Here is a 21,689-nt window from a genome sequence, read left to right on the forward strand (position 1 = left end):
GAGGAGCCCTGTGGCCGGCGGTGGTACGGGGCGGGTCAGACCCGACCGCGCCAGGCGCCCGTCTCCGAACCCCGCTCCTCGATGAACTCCTTGAACCGCTTCAGGTCGCCCTTGACGCGGCTGCGGACCAGACCGAGCTTGTCGCCGACGGTGTCCTTCATCCCATCGGGCTCGTGGTCCAGTTGGAGCATCACCTTGGTCCTGTCCTCGTCCAGGCGGTGGAAGGTGACCACACCGGCCTGCCTGGTCTCGCCCTCGACCGTCGTCCACGCCACCCGCTCGTCGGGGATCTGCTCGGTGATGCGGGCGTCGAACTCCCGCTCGGCACCGGCCACCTTCGTCACCCAGTGGGTCAGCGTGTCGGTCTTCTGCTCGACCCGCTCGACACCCTCCATGAACTCGGGGAAGGTCTCGAACTGCGTCCACTGGTTGTACGCGGTGCGCACCGGCACGCGGACCTCGATCGACTCCTCGACGCGAGACATCCAGCATCCCTTCTCTCGACTGCGATGACTGGTATGCGGGAATGTGTTCCGCTTTTTCGACGCGTACCCGACAGAAAGGTGATCACACGGACGGATCGGGCGGACGGTCCCAAGGGCCACGGGGTTCACGGCAGGGGAGTGCCTCCGGTGGCGTTGACGATCTCGGCGGTGATGTAACTCGCCTCCTGGGACGCCAGGAAGACGTAGGCGGGGGCCATCTCGGCGGGCTGGGCGGGCCGGCCCAGCGGGGACTGCTTGCCGAACTCCGAGGTGTCCGGCATCGTCGCGGGGATCAGCGGCGTCCACACCGGGCCCGGGGCCACGGCGTTGACGCGGATGCCCCGGTCGGCCACGTTGGCGGCGAGCCCCTGGGTGAAGGTGATGATGGCGCCCTTGGTCGTGGCGTAGTCCAGCAGGTGGGGGCTGGGCTTGTAGCCCTGTACGGAGGTGGTGTTGATGATGCTCCCGCCCGCGGGGATGTGCGGCAGGGACATCTTGCACAGCCAGAACATCCCGTACAGGTTGGTGCGCATCGTCCGGTCGAACTGCTCGGTGCTGATGCCGTCGATGCCCTCGGACTGCGACATCTGGAAGGCGGCGTTGTTCACCAGGACGTCGATGCGGCCGAACTCCGCGACCGCCCGCTCCACCAGGCGGCGGCACTCGGACTCCTCGCGGATGTCGCACAGCAGGGGCACCGCCGTCCGTCCGGCCTCCTCCACCAGCCGTGCCGTCTCCCGGGCGTCCTTCTCCTCCTCGGCGAGGTAGGTGAACAGCACGTCCGCGCCCTCCCGCGCGAAGGCGAGGGCCACGGCGCGGCCGATGCCCGAGTCGCCGCCGGTGATGACCGTCTTGCGGTCCGTCAGCCGGCCGCTGCCCCGGTAGGACGACTCGCCGTGGTCGGGCTCCGGCTCCATCCGCTCGGTCAGGCCGGGGTGCGGCTGGTCCTGCTGGGGGAACTCCGGCTGCGGGTGGCGCCGGGTCGGGTCCTGCTGTTCCTGGTCGCTCATGTCCGTCCCTGCTCTCTGCTCTCTGCGTTCTGTGGGGTGTCGGTCTTCTCCGTCACGGCCGTGGGCCGCAACGCGGCCGCCCGCTCCCGCCGCCGCGGGAGCGGCGGAGACGAGAACCCGCCCGGAGCGCGGGGCTCCGGGCGGGTGCCGTCCGGCGGGGGCGGTGGGCGGATTCCTGGGGGCTTCCGCCGTCAGGTGCGGTGGCTGACGTCCTCCACGCCCAGGCCGAGCGCCCGGGCGATGTCCTGGACGTTCCGGAACTCCTGGCCGGCCGGCAGCCTCCCGGCCAGGTCCAGCAGGCGGTCGGGCGCGTTGTTCTCGCGCAGCGTCTCCAGTACGGCGTCGCGGTCGGCCGGGTAGAGGCTGCGGCCCAGGTGCCGGGCCAGCTCGTTGCGCAGCTCGACGTCGCCCTGGTCCATCCCCGGGGGCGTGCCGCCGGTGAGCGTGGTGTTCGGCGCGCGGTCCACGTCCGGCTGGTCCTCGCCCGAGGGCTGCGGCTCCTGTTCCTCCTCCATGTGGGTCGACCGGCCCGCGCGGAGCTCGCCCTCCAACTCCTGCTTGAGCTCGTCGTCCCGGACGGGGCCGGTCTTGTTCTTCCCGTGCGTGGCCATGTCGTCCTCCCGAAAGGTCCAGACAGTGGTCGGCGGGTGCGCCCACGTCCGGCCGTGTTCCCGGAGGGGTCGGCATTACACCGTTTGCAAGGGTTTTTCGATCTTCGCGGCGGTCACCCCATGTCGCCCTTCCGCTCCGGGGTGACGTCGGCGATGTCCCGGCGCCCCACGTTCTCGGCCTGGTCGATGGCCGCCACGTCCGGGTGGTGCAGGTCGAACGCCGGGGATTCGGAACGGATCCGCGGCAGGGTGACGAAGTTGTGCCGCGGCGGCGGGCAGGAGGTCGCCCACTCCAGCGACCGGCCGTAGCCCCACGGGTCGTCGACCTCGATCTTCGGCGCGTACTTCGCCGTCTTCCAGACGTTGTAGACGAACGGCAGTGTGGACAGGCCCAGCAGGAAGGCCCCGATGGTGGAGACCGTGTGCAGCGCGGTGAAGCCGTCGGCCGCCAGGTAGTCGGCGTACCGGCGCGGCATGCCCTCGGCACCCAGCCAGTGCTGGACCAGGAACGTGGCGTGGAAGCCGATGAACAGCGTCCAGAAGTGGATCTTCCCGAGCCGCTCGTCGAGCATCTTGCCGGTGAACTTCGGCCACCAGAAGTGGAAGCCGGCGAACATCGCGAAGACCACCGTGCCGAAGACCACGTAGTGGAAGTGCGCCACCACGAAGTACGAGTCGGTGACGTGCCAGTCCAGCGGCGGGGAGGCCAGGATCACACCGGTCAGACCACCGAGGAGGAAGGTGACCAGGAAGCCGATCGCCCAGAGCATCGGCGTCTCGAAACTGAGGCTGCCCTTCCACATAGTGCCGATCCAGTTGAAGAACTTCACCCCGGTGGGCACCGCGATCAGGAAGGACATGAAGGAGAAGAACGGCAGCAGCACCGCGCCGGTGGCGAACATGTGGTGCGCCCACACGGTGACCGACAGACCGGTGATCGCGAGGGTCGCGCCGATCAGACCGATGTAGCCGAAGATCGGCTTGCGGCTGAAGACCGGAATGATCTCGGTGATGATGCCGAAGAACGGCAGCGCGATGATGTAGACCTCGGGGTGGCCGAAGAACCAGAACAGGTGCTGCCACAGGATCGGGCCCCCGCCGGCCGGGGAGAAGATGTGCGACTGGAACGTGCGGTCCGCCTGCAGCGCGAACAGCGCGGCGGCCAGCACCGGGAAGGCGATCAGCACCAGCACGCTGGTCAGCAGCACGTTCCAGGTGAAGATCGGCATGCGGAACATCGTCATCCCCGGCGCGCGCATGCAGATGATCGTGGTGATGAAGTTGACCGCCCCGAGGATCGTGCCGAAGCCGGAGAGGGCCAGACCCATGATCCACAGGTCGGCGCCCACCTGGGGCGTGCGGGTGTCGTCGGACAGCGGTGTGTACGCGGTCCAGCCGAAGTCGGCGGCGCCGTCGGGGGTGAGGAAGGCGCTCACCGCGATCAGCCCGCCGAAGAGGTACAGCCAGTAGGAGAGCATGTTCAGCCGCGGGAACGCCACGTCGGGCGCGCCGATCTGCAGCGGCATGACGGCGTTGGCGAAACCGGCGAACAGCGGGGTCGCGAAGAGCAGCAGCATGATCGCGCCGTGCATGGTGAACGCCTGGTTGTACTGGTAGTTGGTGAGGAGCTGCATGCCCGGACGGGCCAGCTCGGCCCGGACCAGCAGGGCCAGTACCCCGCCGATCAGGAAGAAGCCGAACGAGCTGATGAAGTAGAGGGAGGCGATCTTCTTGTGGTCCGTGGTGGTCAGCCAGGTGACCACCACCGCCCCCAGGCTCCTTTTGGGTGCTTCCTCCTGCTCGGTCCGTTCCGTCTGTACCGCCATGACCCCTGTCCTCCCGACCCGCCGGTTCCGAGGGTTTTCGGCCCTTATGCGAGCGTATGAGAAGAATGCCGTCTTTGCTGCCTTCTGTTGTACGCGTGTGGTCCGCCGACGGCGACGGCACCGCCCCGGCGTCCGCCGCGGCCGGTGGCACGGTCCTCCGCGCCGTGCCCGTGGGCGCTTCCCGGACCGCTTCCCCGGCCGGTCTCCGGCACACCCCGGCGGGCCGGGGTGCCCCGTGGGGAGTGACCACCGGACGGCGGTTGAAACGCACGGATTCCGGTGGAGGGCCGCGGGGGTGCGGGCGACGATCCGTCAGCGGCTCCGCCCGCCGCCCCCCGGCGCGGCCCCCGGAGCACCGGAAGGCGCACCGGAGGACGCACCGGAAGGCGCGAACCGGTGGAGCCACACCGCGAACGCCGCCCCGGTGCCCAGCAGGGCGGCGAAGGCCCAGGTGTTCAGCGCGGCGGACGAGGGCGCGCAGGACGCGGCCAGGTCGTAGACCACGTGCCCGGCGATCAGCGGGGTCAGCCGGCCGGAGCGCAGGTACAGGAAGAGGGCGCACGCGCCCAGCAGCACCAGGGCGACGCCGGGCACCCCCAGGTACAGGTGCCCCACCACCCGCAGCAGCAGGCTGATCGCGCAGACCGCCCACAGCGGACGGCCCGCGGCGTGCCCCAGGACGACGACGGCGCCGACCAGCACCATCTCCTCGGCGACCCCGGTGAACAGGACGTTGGCCACCATGTCGACGGGACCGCGCCAGCCCAGTGCCGCGCTCTGGGCGCCGTCCAGGACGGGCAGCCAGGGCGCGACGGACGGCAGGCCGGCCTGGAGGCGGACCATCCAGGTCACCGTGGTGTAGGCGAGGACGAAGACGGCCCCGAAGACCATCACGGCCGTCAGCCGCCCGGCGAGGGTGCGCGCACCCGGCGGATCGATTCCCAGCCCGCGCCATCCCACGCCGTGCCGGACGGCCAGTTCCCCGCAGAGCCAGGCCAGCAGGGCGGTGGTGGCCAGGCTGCCCACCGCGCCCTGCGCCTCACCGGCCCGCACCAGGTCGACGACGCGTGCGGCACCGGCGACGGCCGTCAGGGCGAGCGCCAGCCGCGGCCGGGACGACGGCCGCCGCGCCGGATGTGCCGGGCGCGCCGGCCGGGCCGCCAGCAGGGCGGTCAGCCAGCAGCCGGCGGCCAGCGAGCAGGCCAGCCGGATCCAGGGGAGCACCGCGCCGGACCAGCCGTGCACCGGTGCGCCGGCCAGCAGCGCGAAGTCGGCCACCGAGCCCACGACCGGCACGGCGCACGTCACCAGGAGCAGGTGCCGCAGGTCGCGGGCCGCCTGCCGGGCCCCCGGGGGGCGGGGCCGGTGGCTTCGGCGGGGCGGGCTCCCCGGCCGGACCGGCCGGCCCGGCGGGTCCGGACGGCTCGGCGGGTTCGGTCGGTTCGGCTGGGCTCCGGCGGGGTTCGGCAGGATCTGGGCCACGGGCAGGTCTTCCCGTCAGGTTCTCATCACGTCGGTGCGGACGCTGCGCTCCTCCCCCTGTTCTCCGGTTAGCCGGTGACGGGCCGCCGACACCTCAGGACGGTGTGTTGGCACATGCCGGTTCGCGCCGGCCCGCCTCAGTCCTCCACGGGGACGGCGCGCTCCGGCATGTTGTACGGGGTGATCACCTGGACGGCGGAGGGGACCGACCTCGGGGTGCCGGGCAGGGCCTTGTGCGCCTGCATGACGAGCTGACAGGCGCGGCGCATGTCCTGGCGCAGGTCGTGGTGGAGCACCGCGGACAGCCTCTGCTCGCGCAGCAGCCGGGTGTTGTCGCCGTCCAGGTCGTGCGCGACGAACACCGGCCGGGCCAGGCCCAAGTCGTCGAAGGCCGTCACGATCGCGTTGTTGCCGCCGCCGATCGAGTAGACCGCCCTGATGCCCGGCCGCTCCCTCAGGACGGCCAGGACGAGGTCGTGCATGGCGGCGTCGAGCCCGTCGGTGTCGTTGATCTCCACCAGGGCCCGGTGCGGGGCCATGGCGCGCAGCGTGCTGCGGAAGCCCATCTCCCGTTCCTCCTCGCCGCGGAAGAAGCCGCGGCTGAGGGTGGTCAGGACGTCCCCGGGCCGGTCGCCCAGCCACTGCTGGACGAGGTAGGCGGCGGTGGCGCCGGCGGCCCGGTTGTCGATCCCCACGTAGGCCAGCCGACGGCTGCTGGGCAGGTCCGTCACCAAGGTGACGACCGGTATCCCGCGCCGGTCGAGCCGCTGGACCGCCTCGTTGACCTCGGGCGTGTCGGGCGCCTTGAGGATCACCCCCTGCGAACCGCGCCGGGCGATCCGGTCCAGGACGGCGACCAGTTCGCCCACGGGTCCGGTCTCGCGGAAGTGGAAGCGCGACCGGATGACGGCCGGGCGCAGCGACGGCAGCACGGCCTCCAGCGCGGCGCGGACGGCGGAGGAGAACCGGTCGGGGGTCTGCATGACGACGTCGACCATGAAGGTGCGGCCCCCCAGGAGCACCTGGCTCTGCTGGCGTTCCAGGTCGGCGATCGCCTGCCGGACCGTCCGCGCGGTGCTGGCCCGCACCCCGCCGCGGTCGTTGAGGACGCGGTCGACGGTCGCCTCGCTGACGCCGGCCTGGAGGGCTATCTCGCGGATGGGGTAGGGATGGCTGCCCATCACTCTCCTTGATGGTTTTTTGATGGGTTTCTGCGGTTGGAATGAAGGATCGCGCTCCCTAGGCTGGCAGACGTTCCGCGGCGTTTCCACGAAGGGACGTGAGGCCGTGACCGCTCCCATCCCGGCTCTCGCCGGCGCCCGCGCCCGGCTGACGGAGGACGACTGCCGGCTGGAGGACTTCCTGGCCGTCGTCGGCGCCACCACCGAACTCGGGGACTACCCGCACGCCGAGGCGGTCGAGCGGAACGCCCTCGTCTACGACGGCGACCGGCTGCGCGAGCACCTGCGCTCACCGGACGCGCGCGAGGAGCTGCCGGCGGAACTGGCCCGCGCCCTGCTGGAGGGCCCCGGACTGGTGGTGTTCAGGCGGGCCTTCGCCGACACCTCGGTCGTCGACCGGGTCACCGAGGCGTTCGAGGCCCTGATCGCCGACCAGCACGCGGCCGGTACGGCGGTGGGCGACCACTTCGCCAGGCCCGGCGCGAACGACCGGGTGTGGAACGCGGCCGAGAAGCTGGCCGTCCGCGACCCGGCGGCGTTCGCCGGGTACTACGCCAACGAGATCGTCGCGCTGGCCGCCACCGCCTGGCTCGGACCGGGCTACCAGATCACCTCGCAGGTCAACGTGGTCAATCCCGGCGGAGCCGCCCAGGAGCCGCACCGCGACTACCACCTGGGCTTCCTCTCCAACCGGCAGGCCGGGCGGTTCCCCGCCCACGTCCACCTGCTCTCGCCCGCGCTGACCCTCCAGGGCGCGGTCGCCCACTGCGACATGCCGGTGGAGAGCGGGCCGACGATGTACCTGCCGCACTCCCAGAAGTACGCACCCGGCTACCTGGCCTGGCGGCTGCCGGAGTTCCGCGACCACTTCGCACGGCACCACGTGCAACTGCCGCTGGCCAAGGGCGACGCGGTGTTCTTCAACCCCGCGCTCTTCCACGGCGCCGGACACAACCGCTCCGCCGGCATCCGGCGCATGGCCAACCTGCTGCAGATCTCCTCGGCGTTCGGCCGCGCCATGGAGAGCGTGGACCGCGAGCGGATGTCGAACGCGGTCTTCCCCGAACTGCTGCGGCTCAAGGCGTCGGGCGCCTCCCCGGACACCCTGGAGAACGTCATCGCCGCCTGCGCCGAGGGCTACGCCTTCCCCACCGACCTCGACCGCGACCCGCCCGTCGGCGGCCTGGCCCCCCTCACCCAGGCCGACCTGCTCCGCCGCGCCGTGCGGGAGGAGTGGACCCCGCAGACGCTGCGCCGACGGCTGGCGGCCCACAGCGAGCGGCGCGGGGCCGGAGCGGTCTGAACGGGGCCCGGCGGAGCGGACCGCCCCCTCCCCGCCACCCGCCCCTCCCCGCCACCCGCCCCTCCCCGACGAAAGGCGCACCCCATGCTGGACATCGCCCTGTTCGGCAGCGGCCGGATCGGCCGCGTGCACGCGGAGACGATCGCCTCCGCGTCCCGCACTCGCCTGTCCTGGGTCTGCGACCCGCTCCCGGACGCCGCCGACCGGCTCGCCGGACGGTACGGCGCCAAGGCCACCCGCGACGCCGGGGAGGTCCTGGCGGACGGCACGGTCGACGCGGTGGTGATCGCCAGCCCCACCCCCACCCACCTCGAACTGATCACCGCGGCCACGGCGGCGGGCAAGGCGGTGCTGTGCGAGAAGCCGGTCGACCTGGACCTGGAGCGGGTCGACGCCTGCTGGGAACGGATCGCGGACTCCGGCCCCCGGGTGATGATCGGCTTCAACCGCAGGTTCGACCCGGCCTTCGCCGAGATCCGCGCCCGGGTCGCCGCCGGGGAGATCGGCCGGCTGGAGCACCTGGTGATCACCAGCCGCGACCCCGAGCCGCCGCCGGCCGACTACGCCCGGGACGCAGGCGGGATCTTCCGGGACATGACGATCCACGACTTCGACACGGCCCGGTTCTTCCTCGGGGACATCGCCGAGGTCCACGCCATGGCGGTCCCGGCCGGGGCGGGCGAACCGGAGGGGGACGGGGAGGCCGACCACGCCGTGGTCACCCTGCGCTCGGCGGACGGACGGCTGTGCCAGATCGCCAACAGCCGCCGCTGCGCCTTCGGGTACGACCAGCGCATCGAGGCGTTCGGCACCGCCGGCATGCTCCAGGCCGCCAACCGCACGCCGACCGGCGTCCGCGCCTACACGGCGGCCGGGGTCGAGACGGCCGCCCCGTACCTGCGCTTCTTCCTGGAGCGCTACCGGGAGGCGTACCGCCGTGAACTGGAGTACTTCGCCGAGGCCGTGGAGAGCGGTGTGCCGCCGAGTCCGGGGTACGCCGACGGCCGGGCCGCGCTCGCCCTGGCCGAGGCCGCGCGCGAGAGCGTGCGCACCGGCCGGACCGTCACGGTGGGCTGACCCGTCCCGCGTCCGGACCCGCCCGGCACCCGGGCCCGCACACGGACCGCCAGGGGCCCCGTCCCCGCGCCGTCCGACCGCAGGGAACACCGTAGAGAACACCGCAGAGAACGCCGAAGAGAACCTGGACACCTGCCATGATCATGGACCGTATCGCCGGAGCCCCCATCTCCTGGGGGGTGTGCGAAGTGCCCGGCTGGGGCCACCAGCTCGCACCCCGCCGGGTGCTCGGCGAGATGGGCGAACTCGGCCTCGCCGCGACGGAGTTCGGCCCCGACGGCTTCCTCCCCGACGAGCCGGAGGAGAAGGCGGAACTGCTGCGGTCGTACGGGTTGCGCGCCGTCGGCGGCTTCGTCCCCGCCGTCGTCCACGACCCGGACCGCGACCCGCTGCCGGGCATCGACGCGGCCCTGGACGGCTTCGTCGCCGCCGGGGCCGGCACCCTCGTCCTGGCGGCCGCGACCGGCCTCGACGGCTACGACGAGCGCCCCGACCTCGACGACACCGGGTGGTCCACCCTCTTCGCCAACCTGGACCGCATCGCCGAGCGCTGCGCCGGACGCGGGGTCTCCCTCGCCCTGCACCCGCACATGGGCACCCTGGTCGAGCGCCGCGAGGAGGTGATGCGGGTGCTGGAGGGCAGCGAGGTGCCCCTGTGCCTGGACACCGGACACCTGCTGGCCGGCGGCACCGACCCGGTGGACCTCGTCCGCCAGGTGCCCCGGCGGATCACGCACACCCACCTGAAGGACGTCGACGCCGCCCTCGCGGCCCGCGTGCGCGGCGGGGAGCTGTCCTACTACGACGCCGTCCGCACCGGCATGTACCGCCCGCTGGGCGAGGGGGACGTGGACATCGCCGAGATCGTCCGCCTCCTGGAGGGCTCGGGCTACCGCGGCTGGTACGTGATGGAGCAGGACACGGTGCTCACCGCCGAACCGCGGGACGAGGGACCGCTGGCGGACGTCCGCACCGGCGTGCGCTTCCTCAGCGGCCTGGACACCGGTCCCGCCGCCGGCTGACCCGTCGGCCCCGGAGCCCGGCCGTCTCCCCGGAAGGAGGACGCGCCGCCTCCCGCGGGGCCCTGTGCGGGCTCCCGGAGCGCTTCGACACCGCTCACCGGGCCCGGATCACCCGGCCGTTCGTCCGGGTGATCCGGGGGAGGGCGGAGACCCGGCCCGCCCGGCGACGGGCCGCACGCCCCGGAGAGCACCGGGGCGTGCGGGCTCTCCCGCCGCGGGGGCAGGCCCGTGGCCGTCACCGGGGACGGGGACGGGCGGAACGGCTGGGCACCCGAGAGGGACGGGCGCTCCCCGGGCACCCCGGGGAGCGCCCCGGCGCAGGCACCACCGTGCCCCCCGTCGCGCGGGCGGCGGGCGCCGCGTGCGCCCCGGCGGCCTCCTCCCATCGGCGGCACCGCCCGACGAAGGGCCTCAGCCGCCCGGCCGGAGCAGCCGCCCGTGCAGCACCAGCGCCCAGGCCAGACAGCCGAACGAGGCGGTGGCCGCCACCGCGCGCACGGTGTTCCAGCGCACCCACCGCGCCTCGAAGGAGGCGCGCACCGCCGCCGGGTCGGCGAGGCCGCCCGCCTCCCCGGCCGCGGCCAGCGCGTCGTTGAGCGGGACGCTGACCCGGAAGGTGACGACCAGCACCACCGCGTACAGGACCAGCGCGGCCACCGTCCAGGACAGCACCGGCCGCTCGTCCCCGCCCGGGTGGAGCGCCGCGGCCAGGGCGCAGGCCACCGGCGCGCCGACGAAGCAGACGGCGAACCAGCCGTTGAGGATCGCCACGTTGATCCGCTGCATCGCCTCCACGAAGGTCCGGTCGTCCGCACGGGCCAGGCCGGGCATGACGGAGCAGGCGTAGGCGTAGAACAGGCCCGCGACGAGCCCGGTGGTCACGGCGGCCACGAGCAGCGCGGCGGTGCGGAGCACGGACATCACGTCCTCCAGGACGGGGATGGGGAACCGGGGCGGACGGCGGAGGAGGGGGGCGGATGCCCGTGTCCCCGCGGCTCCTCCACCGCGGTCCAGTCAAGCCGCGCCCGGCGGGACGGGCCATCGCCGAAAGGCTCGGCCCCATGTCCGCGCGTCTACACTCGGGCCCCATGGACGCACTCACGGGCCTGCTGGACGGCCCCCGCGCCCGGGGAGCGTTCCTGCTGCGCGCCGTGCTGGACCCGCCCTGGTCCGTCCGCGTGCGGGACCGCGCGCCGCTCAGCCTGGTGACCCCGGTGCGGGGCCGGGCGTGGGTGGTCCCGGACGGGGGCGGGGCCGTGCGGCTGGGCCCCGGCGACGTCGCGGTCATGCGCGGCCCGGACCCGTACACCTTCGCCGACGACCCGGCCACACCGCCCCGGGTGGTGATCCACCCCGGGGGACGTTCCGCCACCCCGGACGGCGAGGACCTGTGCGACGCGATGGGCCTGGGCGTGCGCACCTGGGGAAACGCCCCGGACGGCTCGACGGTGCTGCTGATCGGCACCTACCGGATGCCCGGCGAGATCGGTCGCCGGCTGCTGGAGGCCCTGCCCGCGCTGCTGGTCCTCACCGACGACGCCTGGGACTGCCCGCTGGTGCCGCTGCTCGGCCAGGAGGTCGGCAGGGCGGAGCCGGGGCAGGAGGCCGTGCTGGACCGGCTGCTGGACCTGCTGCTGGTCAACGTGGTGCGGGCCTGGCTCGCCCGGCCGGAGGCCGGCACGCCGGCCTGGTACCGGGCGCACCGCGACCCCGTGGTGGGGCGCGCCCTGCGGCTGCTCCACGACGAGCCGGCCCACCCCTGGACGGTGGCCGCGCTGGCCGCCCGGGCGGGCGTCTCCCGGGCGACCCTGGCCCGCCGGTTCACCGCCCTGGTCGGCGAACCGCCCATGACCCACCTGACCAACCGGCGGCTGTCCCTGGCCGCCGACCTGCTGCGCGGTACGGACGCCACGATCGCCTCGGTGGCCCGGCGGGTCGGCTACGGCAGCGCGTTCGCGCTCAGCACCGCCTTCCGCCGCGTGTACGGCGTCAGCCCGCAGCGGTACCGGACGGGACCGGAGCCGGTCCCGGGGACGGGCGGCTCAGACACCCTCCAGCAGGGGCTGCTCGGTCCAGATGGTCTTCCCCGAGGGCGTGTACCGGCTGCCCCAGCGGTGGGCGATCTGGGCGATGAGGAACAGGCCGCGCCCGCCCTCGTCGGTCAGCCGGGCGCGGCGCAGGTGCGGCTGGGTCTGGCTGGGGTCGGAGACCTCGCAGATCAGTGACCTGTCCCTGATCAGCCGCACGCCGATGGGCGGCCCGGCGTAGCGGATGGCGTTGGTGACGAGTTCGCTGACGATCAGCTCGGTGGTGAAGGCCATCTCCTCCAGGCCCCAGGCGTCGAGCTGGGCGGTGACCAGGTCGCGCGCCTGGGCGACGACGGTGGGATCGGCCGTGAACCGCCAGGCGGCGGTGGCCCCCTCGGGCAGGGCCCGCACCCGGGCCACCAGGAGGGCCACGTCGTCGGCCGGGGCCTCGGTCAGGACGTGGTCGAGCACGGTGCGGCCGATCTCGGCGGGGGAACTGCCGGCCGCCATGGCGGCGTCCATGCCCGCGCGCAACCGCCCCATCCGGCTCCCGGCGCGGTTCCCGGTGCGGTCCTTCCCGGCGTCGTGGGCCACGAGCTCGTTGGTGAAGAAGGCCAGTACGCTGCCCGGCCCGAGGTGCAGCTCCAGGGGCTCGAAGGGCATGCCGCCCACTCCCAGGGCCGGTCCCGGCCTGAGGTCCACACTGCGGGTGCGCCCCTGCGCGCTGCTCAGGACGGGCGGCGGGTGCCCCGCGCTGGCCATCGCGCACCGCCCGGTGACCGGGTCGTACACGCAGTACAGGCAGGTCGCGCCGACCACACCGGCCTCGCCGTCGTTCGACTGCGGTTCGGTGGAGGAGAGCCGGATGACGAGGTCGTCCAGGTGGGTGAGCAGCTCCTCCGGGGCGAGGTCCAGGTCGGCGAGGGTCTGGACGGCCGTGCGCAGCCGGCCCATGGTGGCCGTCGCGCCGAGTCCGTGCCCGGCCACGTCGCCGATGACGAAGGCCACCCGGGAGGACGACAGCGGGATGACGTCGTACCAGCAGCCGCCGACGCCCGCCGCGGTGCCGGCCGGGACGTAGGTGCCGGCGGACTCCGCCGCGCTCAGCTCCACCCCCGCGGGCGGCAGCAGGCTGCGCTGCAGGCTCTCGACCGTGCGGAGCTCGGAGGTGTAGCGCCGGGCGTTCTCCACGCTCAGCGCGGCCCGGGAGGCGATCTCCTCGGCCAGGGGGACGTCGCTGTCGGCGAAGGGCGTCCGGTCCCCGGTGCGCCACAGTCCCAGGGCACCCAGCACGTGGCCCCGGGCCTGCAGCGGGACGACCAGCACCGAGCCGGTCCCGCCCGGGAGGTCGGACCGGGACCGCAGCTCGGTCAGGTCGGAGACGAGGACGGACTGCCCCCGGTGCAGGGCGTCGCTCTCGATCTCCCGGGGCCGGAACACGGCCCCCACCGGGTGCATCTCCGGGGGCCACCCGCCGTCCTCCGGCGCCACCGCGATCCGGTGCAGCGGCGTCCCGGCGGAGAACGCACCGGGCTCCTGGCCCCGGAGCATCGTCTCGACCAGGTCCACGGACGCCAGGTCGGCGAAGTCCGGCACGAGGATCCCGGCCAGCTCCTCGGCGTTGCGGGTGACGTCCAGGGTCTGGCCCAGGCGCGCCGCGGCGGCGTGGAGGAGCGCCAGCCGCCGCCGGGCCAGGTACTGCTCGGTGATCTCGGTGAAGACCGCCGCGACCCCGATGACGCGGCCGTGCGCGTCCTGGAGCCGGAAGGCCGACAGGGACACCGCCCGCTCCTGCTCCGGAGCGTTCCGCCGCCGTGCGGAGTGCTCCCAGTCGATCAGCGGTTCGCCGGTGTCCACCACCCGCCGTAGCTGCTCCTCGATCGCCGCGGCGTCCTCCGCCACGAGGACGTCCGCGAGCCTGGTGTTCGACGGGTACCTGGAGGTGCCCGGCAGGGGGGAGAGGCCGAAGGACCCCGGGTCGAGGTTCAGCCGGGTCGTCCGCAGGTCGGTGTCGTGGACGACCAGCCCGATGCGGCTCTGGTTGAACAGGGCGCGGATCAGTGCCTGGTCCTCCGTCCAGCGCCGCCCCAGGGCCGAGGGAACGGCGCAGACCAGCAGCCGCGCCCCGTTCCCGCCGGGCAGCGCCAGCACCTCCGCGTCCACCTCGATCGGCGCGCCGTCGCGGTGCCGCAGGGCCGTACGGATCTCCCGGACCTCCCAGGGGGCGGCGTCGAGCGGTCTGGTCCAGGGGCCGGGGTCCGTGGTGAGGTCCGCCATCCGCCGTCCGCGGACCTCCTGGGCGGAGAGGCCGGTCAGGTTCAGCACCGCGGCCGTGCACCGCAGCACGGTCCCCTCCCCGTCCAGCACGAACACGACCGCGCCGCCCGGCGGGAGATCGGCGTCGTGGGGGTGCGTGCTCGGATTCACTCGGGTGCCTCGCTCCCGGGAGTGCGACGCTGCTTCGGCCATTGAACCCCGACGGGGGCCCGTGTGCATGACGACGGCGGTCCGCGTGCCGGTCCCGACGGGCGCATACCGCGGAAAGCGGGCGGGTACCCCCGACACCGGACGGAAACCGCGCGGGGCCCCGGAAGTGCCGGGGAGGGGAGGAGGCAGGGACGGCATGGCGTCGCCCCCCGCTCTGGTCACCTTCGGGCACGGCACCGCCGGCCGGGAGCGGCTGGCCGGTCTGCTGACGGAGGCGGGCATCGCCCTGGTGGTGGACGTCCGCACCGCCCCGGGCAGCCGCCGCGATCCCGACGTCGCCCGCGACCGGCTCGCGCAGTGGCTGCCGGAGCACGGCATCGGTTACCGCTGGGAGAAGCGGCTGGGCGGATTCCGCCGCCCGCCGCCCGACTCGCCCGACACCGTCTGGCGCAACGCGTCCTTCCGCGGGTACGCCGCCCACACCCGCGACGCCTCCTTCCGGGCCGCGCTGGACGCGCTGCTGCTGGACGCCGCCCGGACCGCCACCGCGGTGATGTGCAGCGAGACGGTGTGGTGGCGCTGCCACCGCCGGCTGATCGCCGACGCCGCCGTCGTCATCCGGGGCGTGCCCGTGCTGCACCTGATGCACGACGGCAGGCTCACCCCGCACACGCCGACTCCAGGGGTGCGGCTGCGGGAGGACGGGCTGATGGTCTACGACGACCTGTCCGCCGCCCGGGCCGCCCCGTGACGGCCCCCGTGGCTGCCCTGTCCGGTCCCCCCGGAGTCCGGGCCCCGGAACCGCCGGGTGGGATCGCTCCCAGGTGAAGGGTTTGTGGGGACGCCGCTTCCGGGGCGGTGCCGCACCGTCCCTCGTGCGGGGACATTCCTGTTCACACGTACATCGCCGTTCACTTACCGGTCAGTTTCTCTTGACGCGGAACCCAGTGCGACTACTCTCTTTGGGAGCGCTCCCATGATGTTCCCGATCCCACGCTCCGGATCGGTGGTCGGTGGCCGACGGTCGGCGTCCACCGTGGCGCCGCACCACCGATCCGGTGACCGCCCCCTCCTGGCCCCCACCGGTCGTCGTCCGCGCCGATGCGTGTCATGAACATTTCCCCCTGCTCATGCCGCGCGGGGCGACGCGCCGCCCGGAGGACGAGCAGCCGCGTCGCACCGCCGGCGGGAGGCGGCCGTTCACATCCCCCCACCGAGGAGTACACATGCTCCGCAAGACCTTTCCCCGGGCGGGCCGTTCGCTCGCACTGGCGGCCGCCGCCGTGACGGCCGCCGCCGCGGCGCTGCTGGCGCCGGGCGGCACCGCGCAGGCCGCCGACTCCGCCGACTCGCCGTACTACGTCAATCCCGACACGCAGGCCGCCCGCTGGGTGGCCGCCAATCCGGGCGACTCGCGCGCGGCCGTGATCCGCGACCGGATCGCGAGCGTCCCGCAGGGGCAGTGGTTCACCACGACCAACACCGATACGGTCCGCTCCGAGGTGGACTCGCTGGTGACGGCCGCCGCCGGGGCGGGCAAGATCCCGATCCTGGTGGTCTACAACATGCCCAACCGCGACTGCGGCGGCGCCAGCGGCGGCGGAGCGTCCAGCCACTCCGCGTACCGGCAGTGGATCGACCAGCTCGCCGCCGGGCTGGAGGGCCGGCCGGCGGCCGTCATCGTCGAGCCGGACGTCCTGGCGCTGATGTCCAACTGCCAGAACGCCTCCCAGCAGGCCGAGACCCGGGCGTCGATGGCCTACGCGGGCAAGGCGCTCAAGGCCGCCTCCCCGGCGGCGAAGGTGTACTTCGACGCCGCGCACTCGCGCTGGCTCCGGCCGGCGGAGATGGCCTCGCGGCTGGTCGCGGCGGGCATCGCCGACAGCGCCGACGGCATCTCCACCAACGTCTCCAACTACAACCGCACCGCCGACGAGGTCGCCTACGCCAAGGCGGTCCTGAACGCCGTCGGCTCGCCCCGGCTGAACGCGGTGATCGACACCAGCCGCAACGGCAACGGCCCCGCCGCCGGCGGGGAGTGGTGCGACCCGCCCGGCCGCGCCATCGGCACCCCCAGCACGGACAGCACCGGTGACCCCCGGATCGACGCCTTCCTGTGGGTCAAGCTGCCCGGCGAGGCGGACGGCTGCGCGGCGGCCGCCGGCCGGTTCGTACCCCAGCTCGCCTACGACATGGCCGTGGCGGCACCGGCGAGGACCCGGTGAGCGGCGGGCCGACGGCTCAGAGAGGACATCCCATGGAACTGTTGGACAGGCACAGGGACCACGTGCTCGCGCTCTACCGCATGGTGGTGGGGCTGCTGTTCGCCTGCCACGGCGCGGCGACCCTGTTCGACGTGCTCGGCGGCCCCCACGGCGGCCACGTGCCCGGGTTCGGCCAGTGGCCGAGCTGGTGGGCGGCGATCATCCAGCTCGTCGGCGGCGTCCTGGTGGTGTCCGGCCTCGGCACCCGGACCGCCGCGGTGATCTGCTCCGGCTCGATGGCGTACGCCTACTTCGTCGAGCACCAGTCCAGCGCGCTCTTCCCCATCCAGAACGGCGGGGAGGCGGCCGCGATGTTCTGCTGGGCGTTCCTCCTCATCGCCGTCCTCGGCCCCGGGTCCTGGACGCTGGGTTCGCTGTTCGCGCGCACCGAGCGCGCGGCCGGCGGCGAGGGAGTGAGGGCCACCGTCGTCTGATGGGTACCGCCGCACGGCGATACCGGACCGGCCGGCGACGCGGGACGCCCCGCGTCGCCGGCCGGCCCCGCCCGGGCCGCCGCTCAGGCGCTCGACGGCTGTACGGGCACGGGCTCGGAGTCGGCCAGGTTGTCCGGCAGGCGCAGGCCCTGGCGCAGCGGTACGAGCTCCGACTGCAGCACCATGGCCGCCGCGCCGATCGCGGGCGCGGTGGCGGCCGACCGCGAGAGCCGGACGGCGACCGGGTGCGCCGCGCGCGAGAAGAACGCGTTGTCCAGCTCCTCCTGCACCACCGGCAGGTACACCGACCCCGCGATGGCCAGGCTCGGACCGGTGAGCACCACCAGTTCGAGGTCCATGATGTTGGCGAGCGTACGGGCGGCCACCGCCAGGTAGCGCGCCGAGCGCTCCAGGAGGGCGCGGGCCCCCGGCTCGCCGCGCCGCGCGGCGCGGGTGACCGCCGCGAAGTCCGCGGTCACCGACGGCGGCCGGTGGCGCCTGGAGTCGCCGGTCAGTCCGGCCGCGCGGGCCAGCGCGGCGTCGGCGCGGGCCGCGGCGACGACCGCGGAGGGCCCGGCCAGCGCCTCGACGCAGCCACGGGCCCCGCACCAGCACTCGGGGCCCTCCACCTCCAGGCAGCTGTGGCCGATCTCGCCCGCGTTCCCGCTGGCGCCGCGGTAGGTGATCCCGTCGACCAGCAGGCCCGCGCCGATGCCGGTGCCCATGTACAGGGCCGCGAAGGTCGAGGTGCCCCCGACGCCGCCGGACCAGTGCTCGCCCAGGGCCGCCGCCGTGGCGTCGTTGTCGGAGACCACCGGCAGCCCGGTGGCCTCCTGGAGCGCGCGGTCGAGCGGGAAGTCCTCCCAGTGCCGCATCAGCGGCGGGGTCAGCCGCATCCCGCTGGTCGGGGAGAGCGGCCCGGGCGAGACCAGGCCCAGGCCCAGCACCCGCTCGCGCTGGACGCCGACGCCGTCGATGAGCGCGTCGACCTCGCTCGCCATGCGCGCGACGACGGCGGGGGGATCCTCGGCGCCCGCCCCCGCCCTGGACATCCGGGCGACGACCGAGCCGCCGAGGTTGGTGAGGACGTAGGTGAGCCCGGCGTGGTCGAGGTGGACCCCGACCGCGTACCGGGAGGACTGGTTGAGCTGGAGCAGGACGCGGCGCTTCCCGCCGGTGGACTCCGCGCGCCCGGTCTCCACCACGAGCCCGTCGTCGATGAGGCGGCGCACGACGGTGGAGATCGTCGCGCCCGTGAAGCCGGTCGCGTTGATGAGGCCGACCCGGCTGATGGTGCCCGCCGCGCGGATCACGTCGAGCACGGCCGCCCTGCTGCTCGCGTGGGCCGTGGCCCGCGCCGGTCCGCTCACTGGTTCCTCCGCCCGCCCCTCGCCGGGGGATTCGCGCTGTCGGTGCGGTCCGCGCGGACCGTGCCGCGCGCCTGCGCACCGTTAGTTTATGTGGCTGTCGAAGGCGGGCAAGCGTCCGTCCCGCCGCCGGACGCGTCCGCCCTCCGCCCGTGCCGCGCCCTCCCGGCCGCCCCGGCTTCTCCCGGCTTCCCCGGAACGGGCCCGGCCGGCCTTTCGTCCCCCGTATCCTTCCTCGCGTCCTGCGGGTCCTCCCGGGCCGCTCCGTGCCCGCCGCGGCCCCCTGTCCGCGCGCCCGCCGGGAGGGCGCGGCACGAGTATTGACTTTCTTTCTTCGGTGACTTAACAATCACCCCACGTGAGCGACCCCCGCCGGTCCGCAAGGCGCCGAACGGCACGCCGGCCCGCCCTCCAGTCACGAGAGGACCCATCCACATGTTCCTGCACCAAAGACGCCGACGTGCGCGTGTCGCAGCGGCCGGCGCGGCCGTGATCGCCCTGCTGGCCACGGCCTGTTCGGGGTCGGGCGGAGGCGGAGGCAAGGACGAGACCCTGGTGGTCTACACGGGGCAGGCGGGCGACTACCAGATCAACTTCAACCCCTTCTCGCCGAGCATGGTCGAGGGGCCGGGCACGATCTTCGAATCGCTCTTCTACTTCAACCAGGTGCGCGACGAGCCGGCGAAGCCGCTGCTGGGCACCGAGTACTCCTGGAACCAGGACGGCACCGAGCTGTCGATCACCCTGCGCGAGGGCGTCATGTGGTCCGACGGCGAGCCGTTCACCGCGGACGACGTGGTGTTCACGCTCGGCATGATCTCCAAGTACAAGGAGATGAACAGCACCGGCTACCGGGGCAGGGCCGAGGCCGTCGACGACACCCACGTCAGGATCACGTTCGACGAGCCGGCCTACATGGACGGGCCGCAGATCCTCGGCAAGATCTTCATCGTTCCCGAGCACCTCTGGAAGAAGACCGAGGACCCCTCCAAGGACGTCGTCAGGAAGCCCGTCGGCACCGGCCCGTACCTGCTGGACGAGTTCAAGGGCCAGGCGTTCACGCTCAAGGCCAACCCCGACTACTGGGACGGCGAGCCGGCCGTGAAGAAGGTCCGCTACCTGGCCCTGTCGGGGAACCAGGCCGGTGCGGACGCGCTGGCGTCGGGGAAGATCGACTGGCAGACCGGCCCGGTCCCGGACATCAAGAACGTCGAGAAGAACTACCCCGGCTACCAGGCCGTCACGGTCCCGCTGAACCAGACCGCCCTGATGACCTGCTCCAACGCCGAGCTGGGCTGCGAGGGCCCGCAGACGGACCCGGCGGTGCGCAAGGCGATCTACTACGGTCTGGACCGCACCCAGCTCAACTCGCTGGCGTTCCAGAACACCTCCAGCCAGATATCGCCCGGGTTCGCCATGGTCGAGCGGGACAAGGAGATCATCTCCTCCAAGCTCAAGGAGAACCTCGCCCCGATGCAGCCGAACGCCACCAGGGCGACGCGGATCCTGGAGGACGCCGGCTACCGCAAGGGCCCGGACGGCATCTACGCCAAGGACGGCCGGAAGCTCTCCATGACCGTCCGGGTGGTCTCCGGCTGGACCGACTACATCACCGCGGTCGACACCATGGCCCAGCAGCTCAAGAAGGTCGGCATCAAGCTGACGCCCCAGCAGTCCTCCTGGAACGAGTGGTCCGAGGCCCGCGGCCGGGGCGAGTACCAGTTGCTGATCGACTCGCTGTACCCGGGGCCCGCGCCCGACCCCTTCTACACCTACAGCTACTTCTTCAGCACCGAGACCACCGCGAAGGTCGGCGAGACGGCCAACCCGAACTTCGCCCGCTACAGCGACGAGAGGGTCGACAGGGCGCTGGAGCGGCTCAAGCAGATCGACCCGGAGCGGACCGAGGAGCGCCAGGCGCAGTACGACGTCATCCAGACCCGGATCGAAGAGGACATGCCGTACATCCCGGTCCTGACCGCCGGCACCACCAGTGAGTACCACGCCTCGAAGTTCGAGGGCTGGCCGACGGAGTACAACCTCTACGCCGTCCCGGCGGTCTGGAGCCGCCCCGACCAGGCGCAGGTCTACAAGGGCCTGAAGCCGGCCGGCGACTGACGGCCCGACAGCGAACGGTTCCGGGGAGGAGACACGGTGACAGGTGGAGACCGGTGAGGTACTACGCCCGGAAGTTCGGGTTCTACCTCGTCGCCCTCTGGGCGGCGCTGACCCTGAACTTCTTCATCCCGAGGCTGATGCCGGGAAACCCGGTGGACACCCTCATGGCGAAGCTGCAGCAACGCGGCGGCGCGGCCGACCCGTCGGTGCGCAGATCCTACGAACTCCTCCTCGGAACCGACACGGGCGAGACCCTGGTGAGCCAGTACTTCTCGTACCTGGCCAACATGGCCGGCGGCGACCTGGGGATCTCGGTCAGCGTCTTCCCGACCGACGTCTCCACCGTGATCGCCGAGGCCCTGCCCTGGACGATCGTGCTGGTGGGCATCGCGACCCTGCTGTCGTTCCTGCTCGGCGTCGGACTCGGCACCCTCGTCGGCTGGAGGCGCGGCTCCTGGCTCGACTCCCTCGTCCCGGCCACGACCGTCCTGGCGGCGGTGCCGTACTTCTGGCTGGCCCTGATCCTGGTCGCGGTCTTCGCCTCGGCCCTGAAGTGGTTCCCCCTCAACGGCGGGTACGACGTGATCCTGGACCCCGGCTGGAACGGCGAGTTCATCGCCTCCGCCGTCTACCACGGCACCCTGCCCGCCCTGACGATCGTGGTCTCCTCGGTCGGCGGCTGGCTGCTGGGCATGCGGAACATGATGGTCTCGACGGTCTCGGAGGACTACGTCCTCACCGCCCGGGCCAAGGGGCTGCGCGACCGCCGCATCATGACCCGCTACGCCGCGCGCAACGCCGTCCTGCCCTCGGTCGCCGGGTTCGCGATCTCCCTGGGCTTCGTGGTCTCCGGATCGATCATCACCGAGCAGGTCTTCTCCTACCCCGGCATCGGATCGAGGCTCCTGCTGGCCGTGGAGAACAACGACTACGCCCTGATGCAGGGGATCTTCCTGGTCATCACGGTGGCCGTGCTGGGCGCCAACCTGGTCGTCGACCTGCTGTACGGCCTCATCGACCCCCGTACCCGCGCCGGCAACTGACGACAAGGGAAC

At 73.1% G+C, this 21,689-nt stretch carries 17 protein-coding genes and 1 pseudogene; 9 read left to right on the plus strand and 9 right to left on the minus strand.

The window, feature by feature from the left end; genetic code table 11:
- Window positions 1–35 precede the first annotated feature (35 nt).
- From VE546_RS20305 to VE546_RS20330, 6 genes are all read right to left on the minus strand, one after another.
- On the minus strand, window positions 36–485 hold the full coding sequence (locus tag VE546_RS20305; protein ID WP_324924380.1) for an SRPBCC family protein: 450 nt from the start codon (window positions 483–485) through the stop codon (window positions 36–38).
- Window positions 486–610: 125 nt separating this feature from the next.
- On the minus strand, window positions 611–1,495 hold the full coding sequence (locus VE546_RS20310) for an SDR family oxidoreductase (protein WP_324924382.1): 885 nt from the start codon (window positions 1,493–1,495) through the stop codon (window positions 611–613).
- A gap of 191 nt (window positions 1,496–1,686) precedes the next feature.
- Window positions 1,687–2,106, minus strand: coding sequence for a DUF2795 domain-containing protein (locus VE546_RS20315; RefSeq protein ID WP_324924385.1), 420 nt, complete (start codon window positions 2,104–2,106; stop codon window positions 1,687–1,689).
- 113 nt (window positions 2,107–2,219) lie between these two features.
- Window positions 2,220–3,932 carry a cytochrome c oxidase subunit I gene (gene ctaD, locus VE546_RS20320; protein WP_324924387.1) on the minus strand — a complete coding sequence of 571 codons (1,713 nt, stop codon included), beginning with the start codon at window positions 3,930–3,932 and terminating at the stop codon, window positions 2,220–2,222.
- Window positions 3,933–4,244: 312 nt separating this feature from the next.
- Window positions 4,245–5,240: a type II CAAX prenyl endopeptidase Rce1 family protein gene (locus VE546_RS20325; protein WP_324924389.1), complete on the minus strand. Its 996-nt coding sequence runs from the start codon at window positions 5,238–5,240 to the stop codon at window positions 4,245–4,247.
- Window positions 5,241–5,551: 311 nt separating this feature from the next.
- Complete coding sequence (locus VE546_RS20330) at window positions 5,552–6,595, minus strand: LacI family DNA-binding transcriptional regulator (RefSeq protein ID WP_324924392.1); 1,044 nt, start codon at window positions 6,593–6,595, stop codon at window positions 5,552–5,554.
- 106 nt (window positions 6,596–6,701) lie between these two features.
- On the opposite strand from VE546_RS20330, the gene VE546_RS20335 reads away from it, so the two are divergent.
- The 3 genes from VE546_RS20335 to VE546_RS20345 all read left to right on the plus strand — a co-directional run bounded on the left by VE546_RS20335 (window position 6,702) and on the right by VE546_RS20345 (window position 9,997).
- Complete coding sequence (locus VE546_RS20335; RefSeq protein ID WP_324924394.1) at window positions 6,702–7,898, plus strand: phytanoyl-CoA dioxygenase family protein; 1,197 nt, start codon at window positions 6,702–6,704, stop codon at window positions 7,896–7,898.
- An 84-nt stretch (window positions 7,899–7,982) separates the two neighbouring features.
- Entirely contained in the window at window positions 7,983–8,975 is a 993-nt protein-coding gene (gene iolG, locus VE546_RS20340) for an inositol 2-dehydrogenase (protein ID WP_324924396.1), read from the plus strand.
- A gap of 137 nt (window positions 8,976–9,112) precedes the next feature.
- The gene (locus VE546_RS20345) at window positions 9,113–9,997 is read left to right on the plus strand and encodes a sugar phosphate isomerase/epimerase (RefSeq protein ID WP_324924398.1); all 885 of its coding nucleotides are present in this window, start codon (window positions 9,113–9,115) and stop codon (window positions 9,995–9,997) included.
- A gap of 411 nt (window positions 9,998–10,408) precedes the next feature.
- On the opposite strand, the gene VE546_RS20350 is transcribed toward VE546_RS20345, so the two are convergent.
- Window positions 10,409–10,918 carry a DUF1772 domain-containing protein gene (locus VE546_RS20350; RefSeq protein WP_324924400.1) on the minus strand — a complete coding sequence of 170 codons (510 nt, stop codon included), beginning with the start codon at window positions 10,916–10,918 and terminating at the stop codon, window positions 10,409–10,411.
- Window positions 10,919–11,085: 167 nt separating this feature from the next.
- On the opposite strand from VE546_RS20350, the pseudogene VE546_RS20355 reads away from it, so the two are divergent.
- Window positions 11,086–12,006: pseudogene (locus VE546_RS20355) on the plus strand (cupin domain-containing protein); the annotation flags it as partial.
- A gap of 33 nt (window positions 12,007–12,039) precedes the next feature.
- Here the strand turns inward: VE546_RS20355 and VE546_RS20360 are convergent.
- A complete protein-coding gene (locus tag VE546_RS20360; RefSeq protein WP_324924402.1) occupies window positions 12,040–14,451 on the minus strand; it encodes a SpoIIE family protein phosphatase in 2,412 nt (803 codons plus the stop codon).
- 196 nt (window positions 14,452–14,647) lie between these two features.
- Here VE546_RS20360 and VE546_RS20365 point away from each other — a divergent pair, with 196 nt between their 5' ends.
- From VE546_RS20365 to VE546_RS20375, 3 genes are all read left to right on the plus strand, one after another.
- A complete protein-coding gene (locus VE546_RS20365; protein WP_324924404.1) occupies window positions 14,648–15,202 on the plus strand; it encodes a DUF488 domain-containing protein in 555 nt (184 codons plus the stop codon).
- A 475-nt stretch (window positions 15,203–15,677) separates the two neighbouring features.
- Window positions 15,678–16,676, plus strand: coding sequence for a glycoside hydrolase family 6 protein (locus tag VE546_RS20370; protein WP_324924406.1), 999 nt, complete (start codon window positions 15,678–15,680; stop codon window positions 16,674–16,676).
- A 32-nt stretch (window positions 16,677–16,708) separates the two neighbouring features.
- The gene (locus tag VE546_RS20375) at window positions 16,709–17,149 is read left to right on the plus strand and encodes a DoxX family protein (RefSeq protein WP_324924408.1); all 441 of its coding nucleotides are present in this window, start codon (window positions 16,709–16,711) and stop codon (window positions 17,147–17,149) included.
- An 83-nt stretch (window positions 17,150–17,232) separates the two neighbouring features.
- Here the strand turns inward: VE546_RS20375 and VE546_RS20380 are convergent, their stop codons facing one another.
- A complete protein-coding gene (locus VE546_RS20380; RefSeq protein ID WP_324924410.1) occupies window positions 17,233–18,519 on the minus strand; it encodes an ROK family transcriptional regulator in 1,287 nt (428 codons plus the stop codon).
- A gap of 432 nt (window positions 18,520–18,951) precedes the next feature.
- Between VE546_RS20380 and VE546_RS20385 the strand changes: the two genes are divergently transcribed.
- Together VE546_RS20385 and VE546_RS20390 are read left to right on the plus strand one after the other, a co-directional pair.
- Window positions 18,952–20,634, plus strand: a complete 1,683-nt coding sequence (locus VE546_RS20385; protein ID WP_324924412.1) for an ABC transporter substrate-binding protein — start codon at window positions 18,952–18,954, stop codon at window positions 20,632–20,634.
- A gap of 53 nt (window positions 20,635–20,687) precedes the next feature.
- A complete protein-coding gene (locus VE546_RS20390; protein WP_324924414.1) occupies window positions 20,688–21,677 on the plus strand; it encodes an ABC transporter permease in 990 nt (329 codons plus the stop codon).
- Window positions 21,678–21,689 lie beyond the last annotated feature (12 nt).

Source organism: Streptomyces sp. (assembly GCF_035644915.1).
Classification (GTDB): Bacteria; Actinomycetota; Actinomycetes; order Streptomycetales; family Streptomycetaceae; genus Streptomyces.

Excerpts from the sequence above, each read along its gene's own strand:
- VE546_RS20385 (WP_324924412.1), top strand. The coding sequence starts at position 18,952 with ATGTTCCTGCACCAAAGACGCCGACGTGCGCGTGTCGCAGCGGCCGGC.
- iolG (WP_324924396.1), top strand. The coding sequence starts at position 7,983 with ATGCTGGACATCGCCCTGTTCGGCAGCGGCCGGATCGGCCGCGTGCAC.
- VE546_RS20345 (WP_324924398.1), top strand. The coding sequence starts at position 9,113 with ATGATCATGGACCGTATCGCCGGAGCCCCCATCTCCTGGGGGGTGTGC.
- VE546_RS20330 (WP_324924392.1), bottom strand. The coding sequence starts at position 6,595 with ATGGGCAGCCATCCCTACCCCATCCGCGAGATAGCCCTCCAGGCCGGC.
- VE546_RS20315 (WP_324924385.1), bottom strand. The coding sequence starts at position 2,106 with ATGGCCACGCACGGGAAGAACAAGACCGGCCCCGTCCGGGACGACGAG.
- ctaD (WP_324924387.1), bottom strand. The coding sequence starts at position 3,932 with ATGGCGGTACAGACGGAACGGACCGAGCAGGAGGAAGCACCCAAAAGG.
- VE546_RS20365 (WP_324924404.1), top strand. The coding sequence starts at position 14,648 with ATGGCGTCGCCCCCCGCTCTGGTCACCTTCGGGCACGGCACCGCCGGC.
- VE546_RS20310 (WP_324924382.1), bottom strand. The coding sequence starts at position 1,495 with ATGAGCGACCAGGAACAGCAGGACCCGACCCGGCGCCACCCGCAGCCG.
- VE546_RS20370 (WP_324924406.1), top strand. The coding sequence starts at position 15,678 with ATGCTCCGCAAGACCTTTCCCCGGGCGGGCCGTTCGCTCGCACTGGCG.
- VE546_RS20305 (WP_324924380.1), bottom strand. The coding sequence starts at position 485 with ATGTCTCGCGTCGAGGAGTCGATCGAGGTCCGCGTGCCGGTGCGCACC.
- VE546_RS20375 (WP_324924408.1), top strand. The coding sequence starts at position 16,709 with ATGGAACTGTTGGACAGGCACAGGGACCACGTGCTCGCGCTCTACCGC.
- VE546_RS20350 (WP_324924400.1), bottom strand. The coding sequence starts at position 10,918 with ATGTCCGTGCTCCGCACCGCCGCGCTGCTCGTGGCCGCCGTGACCACC.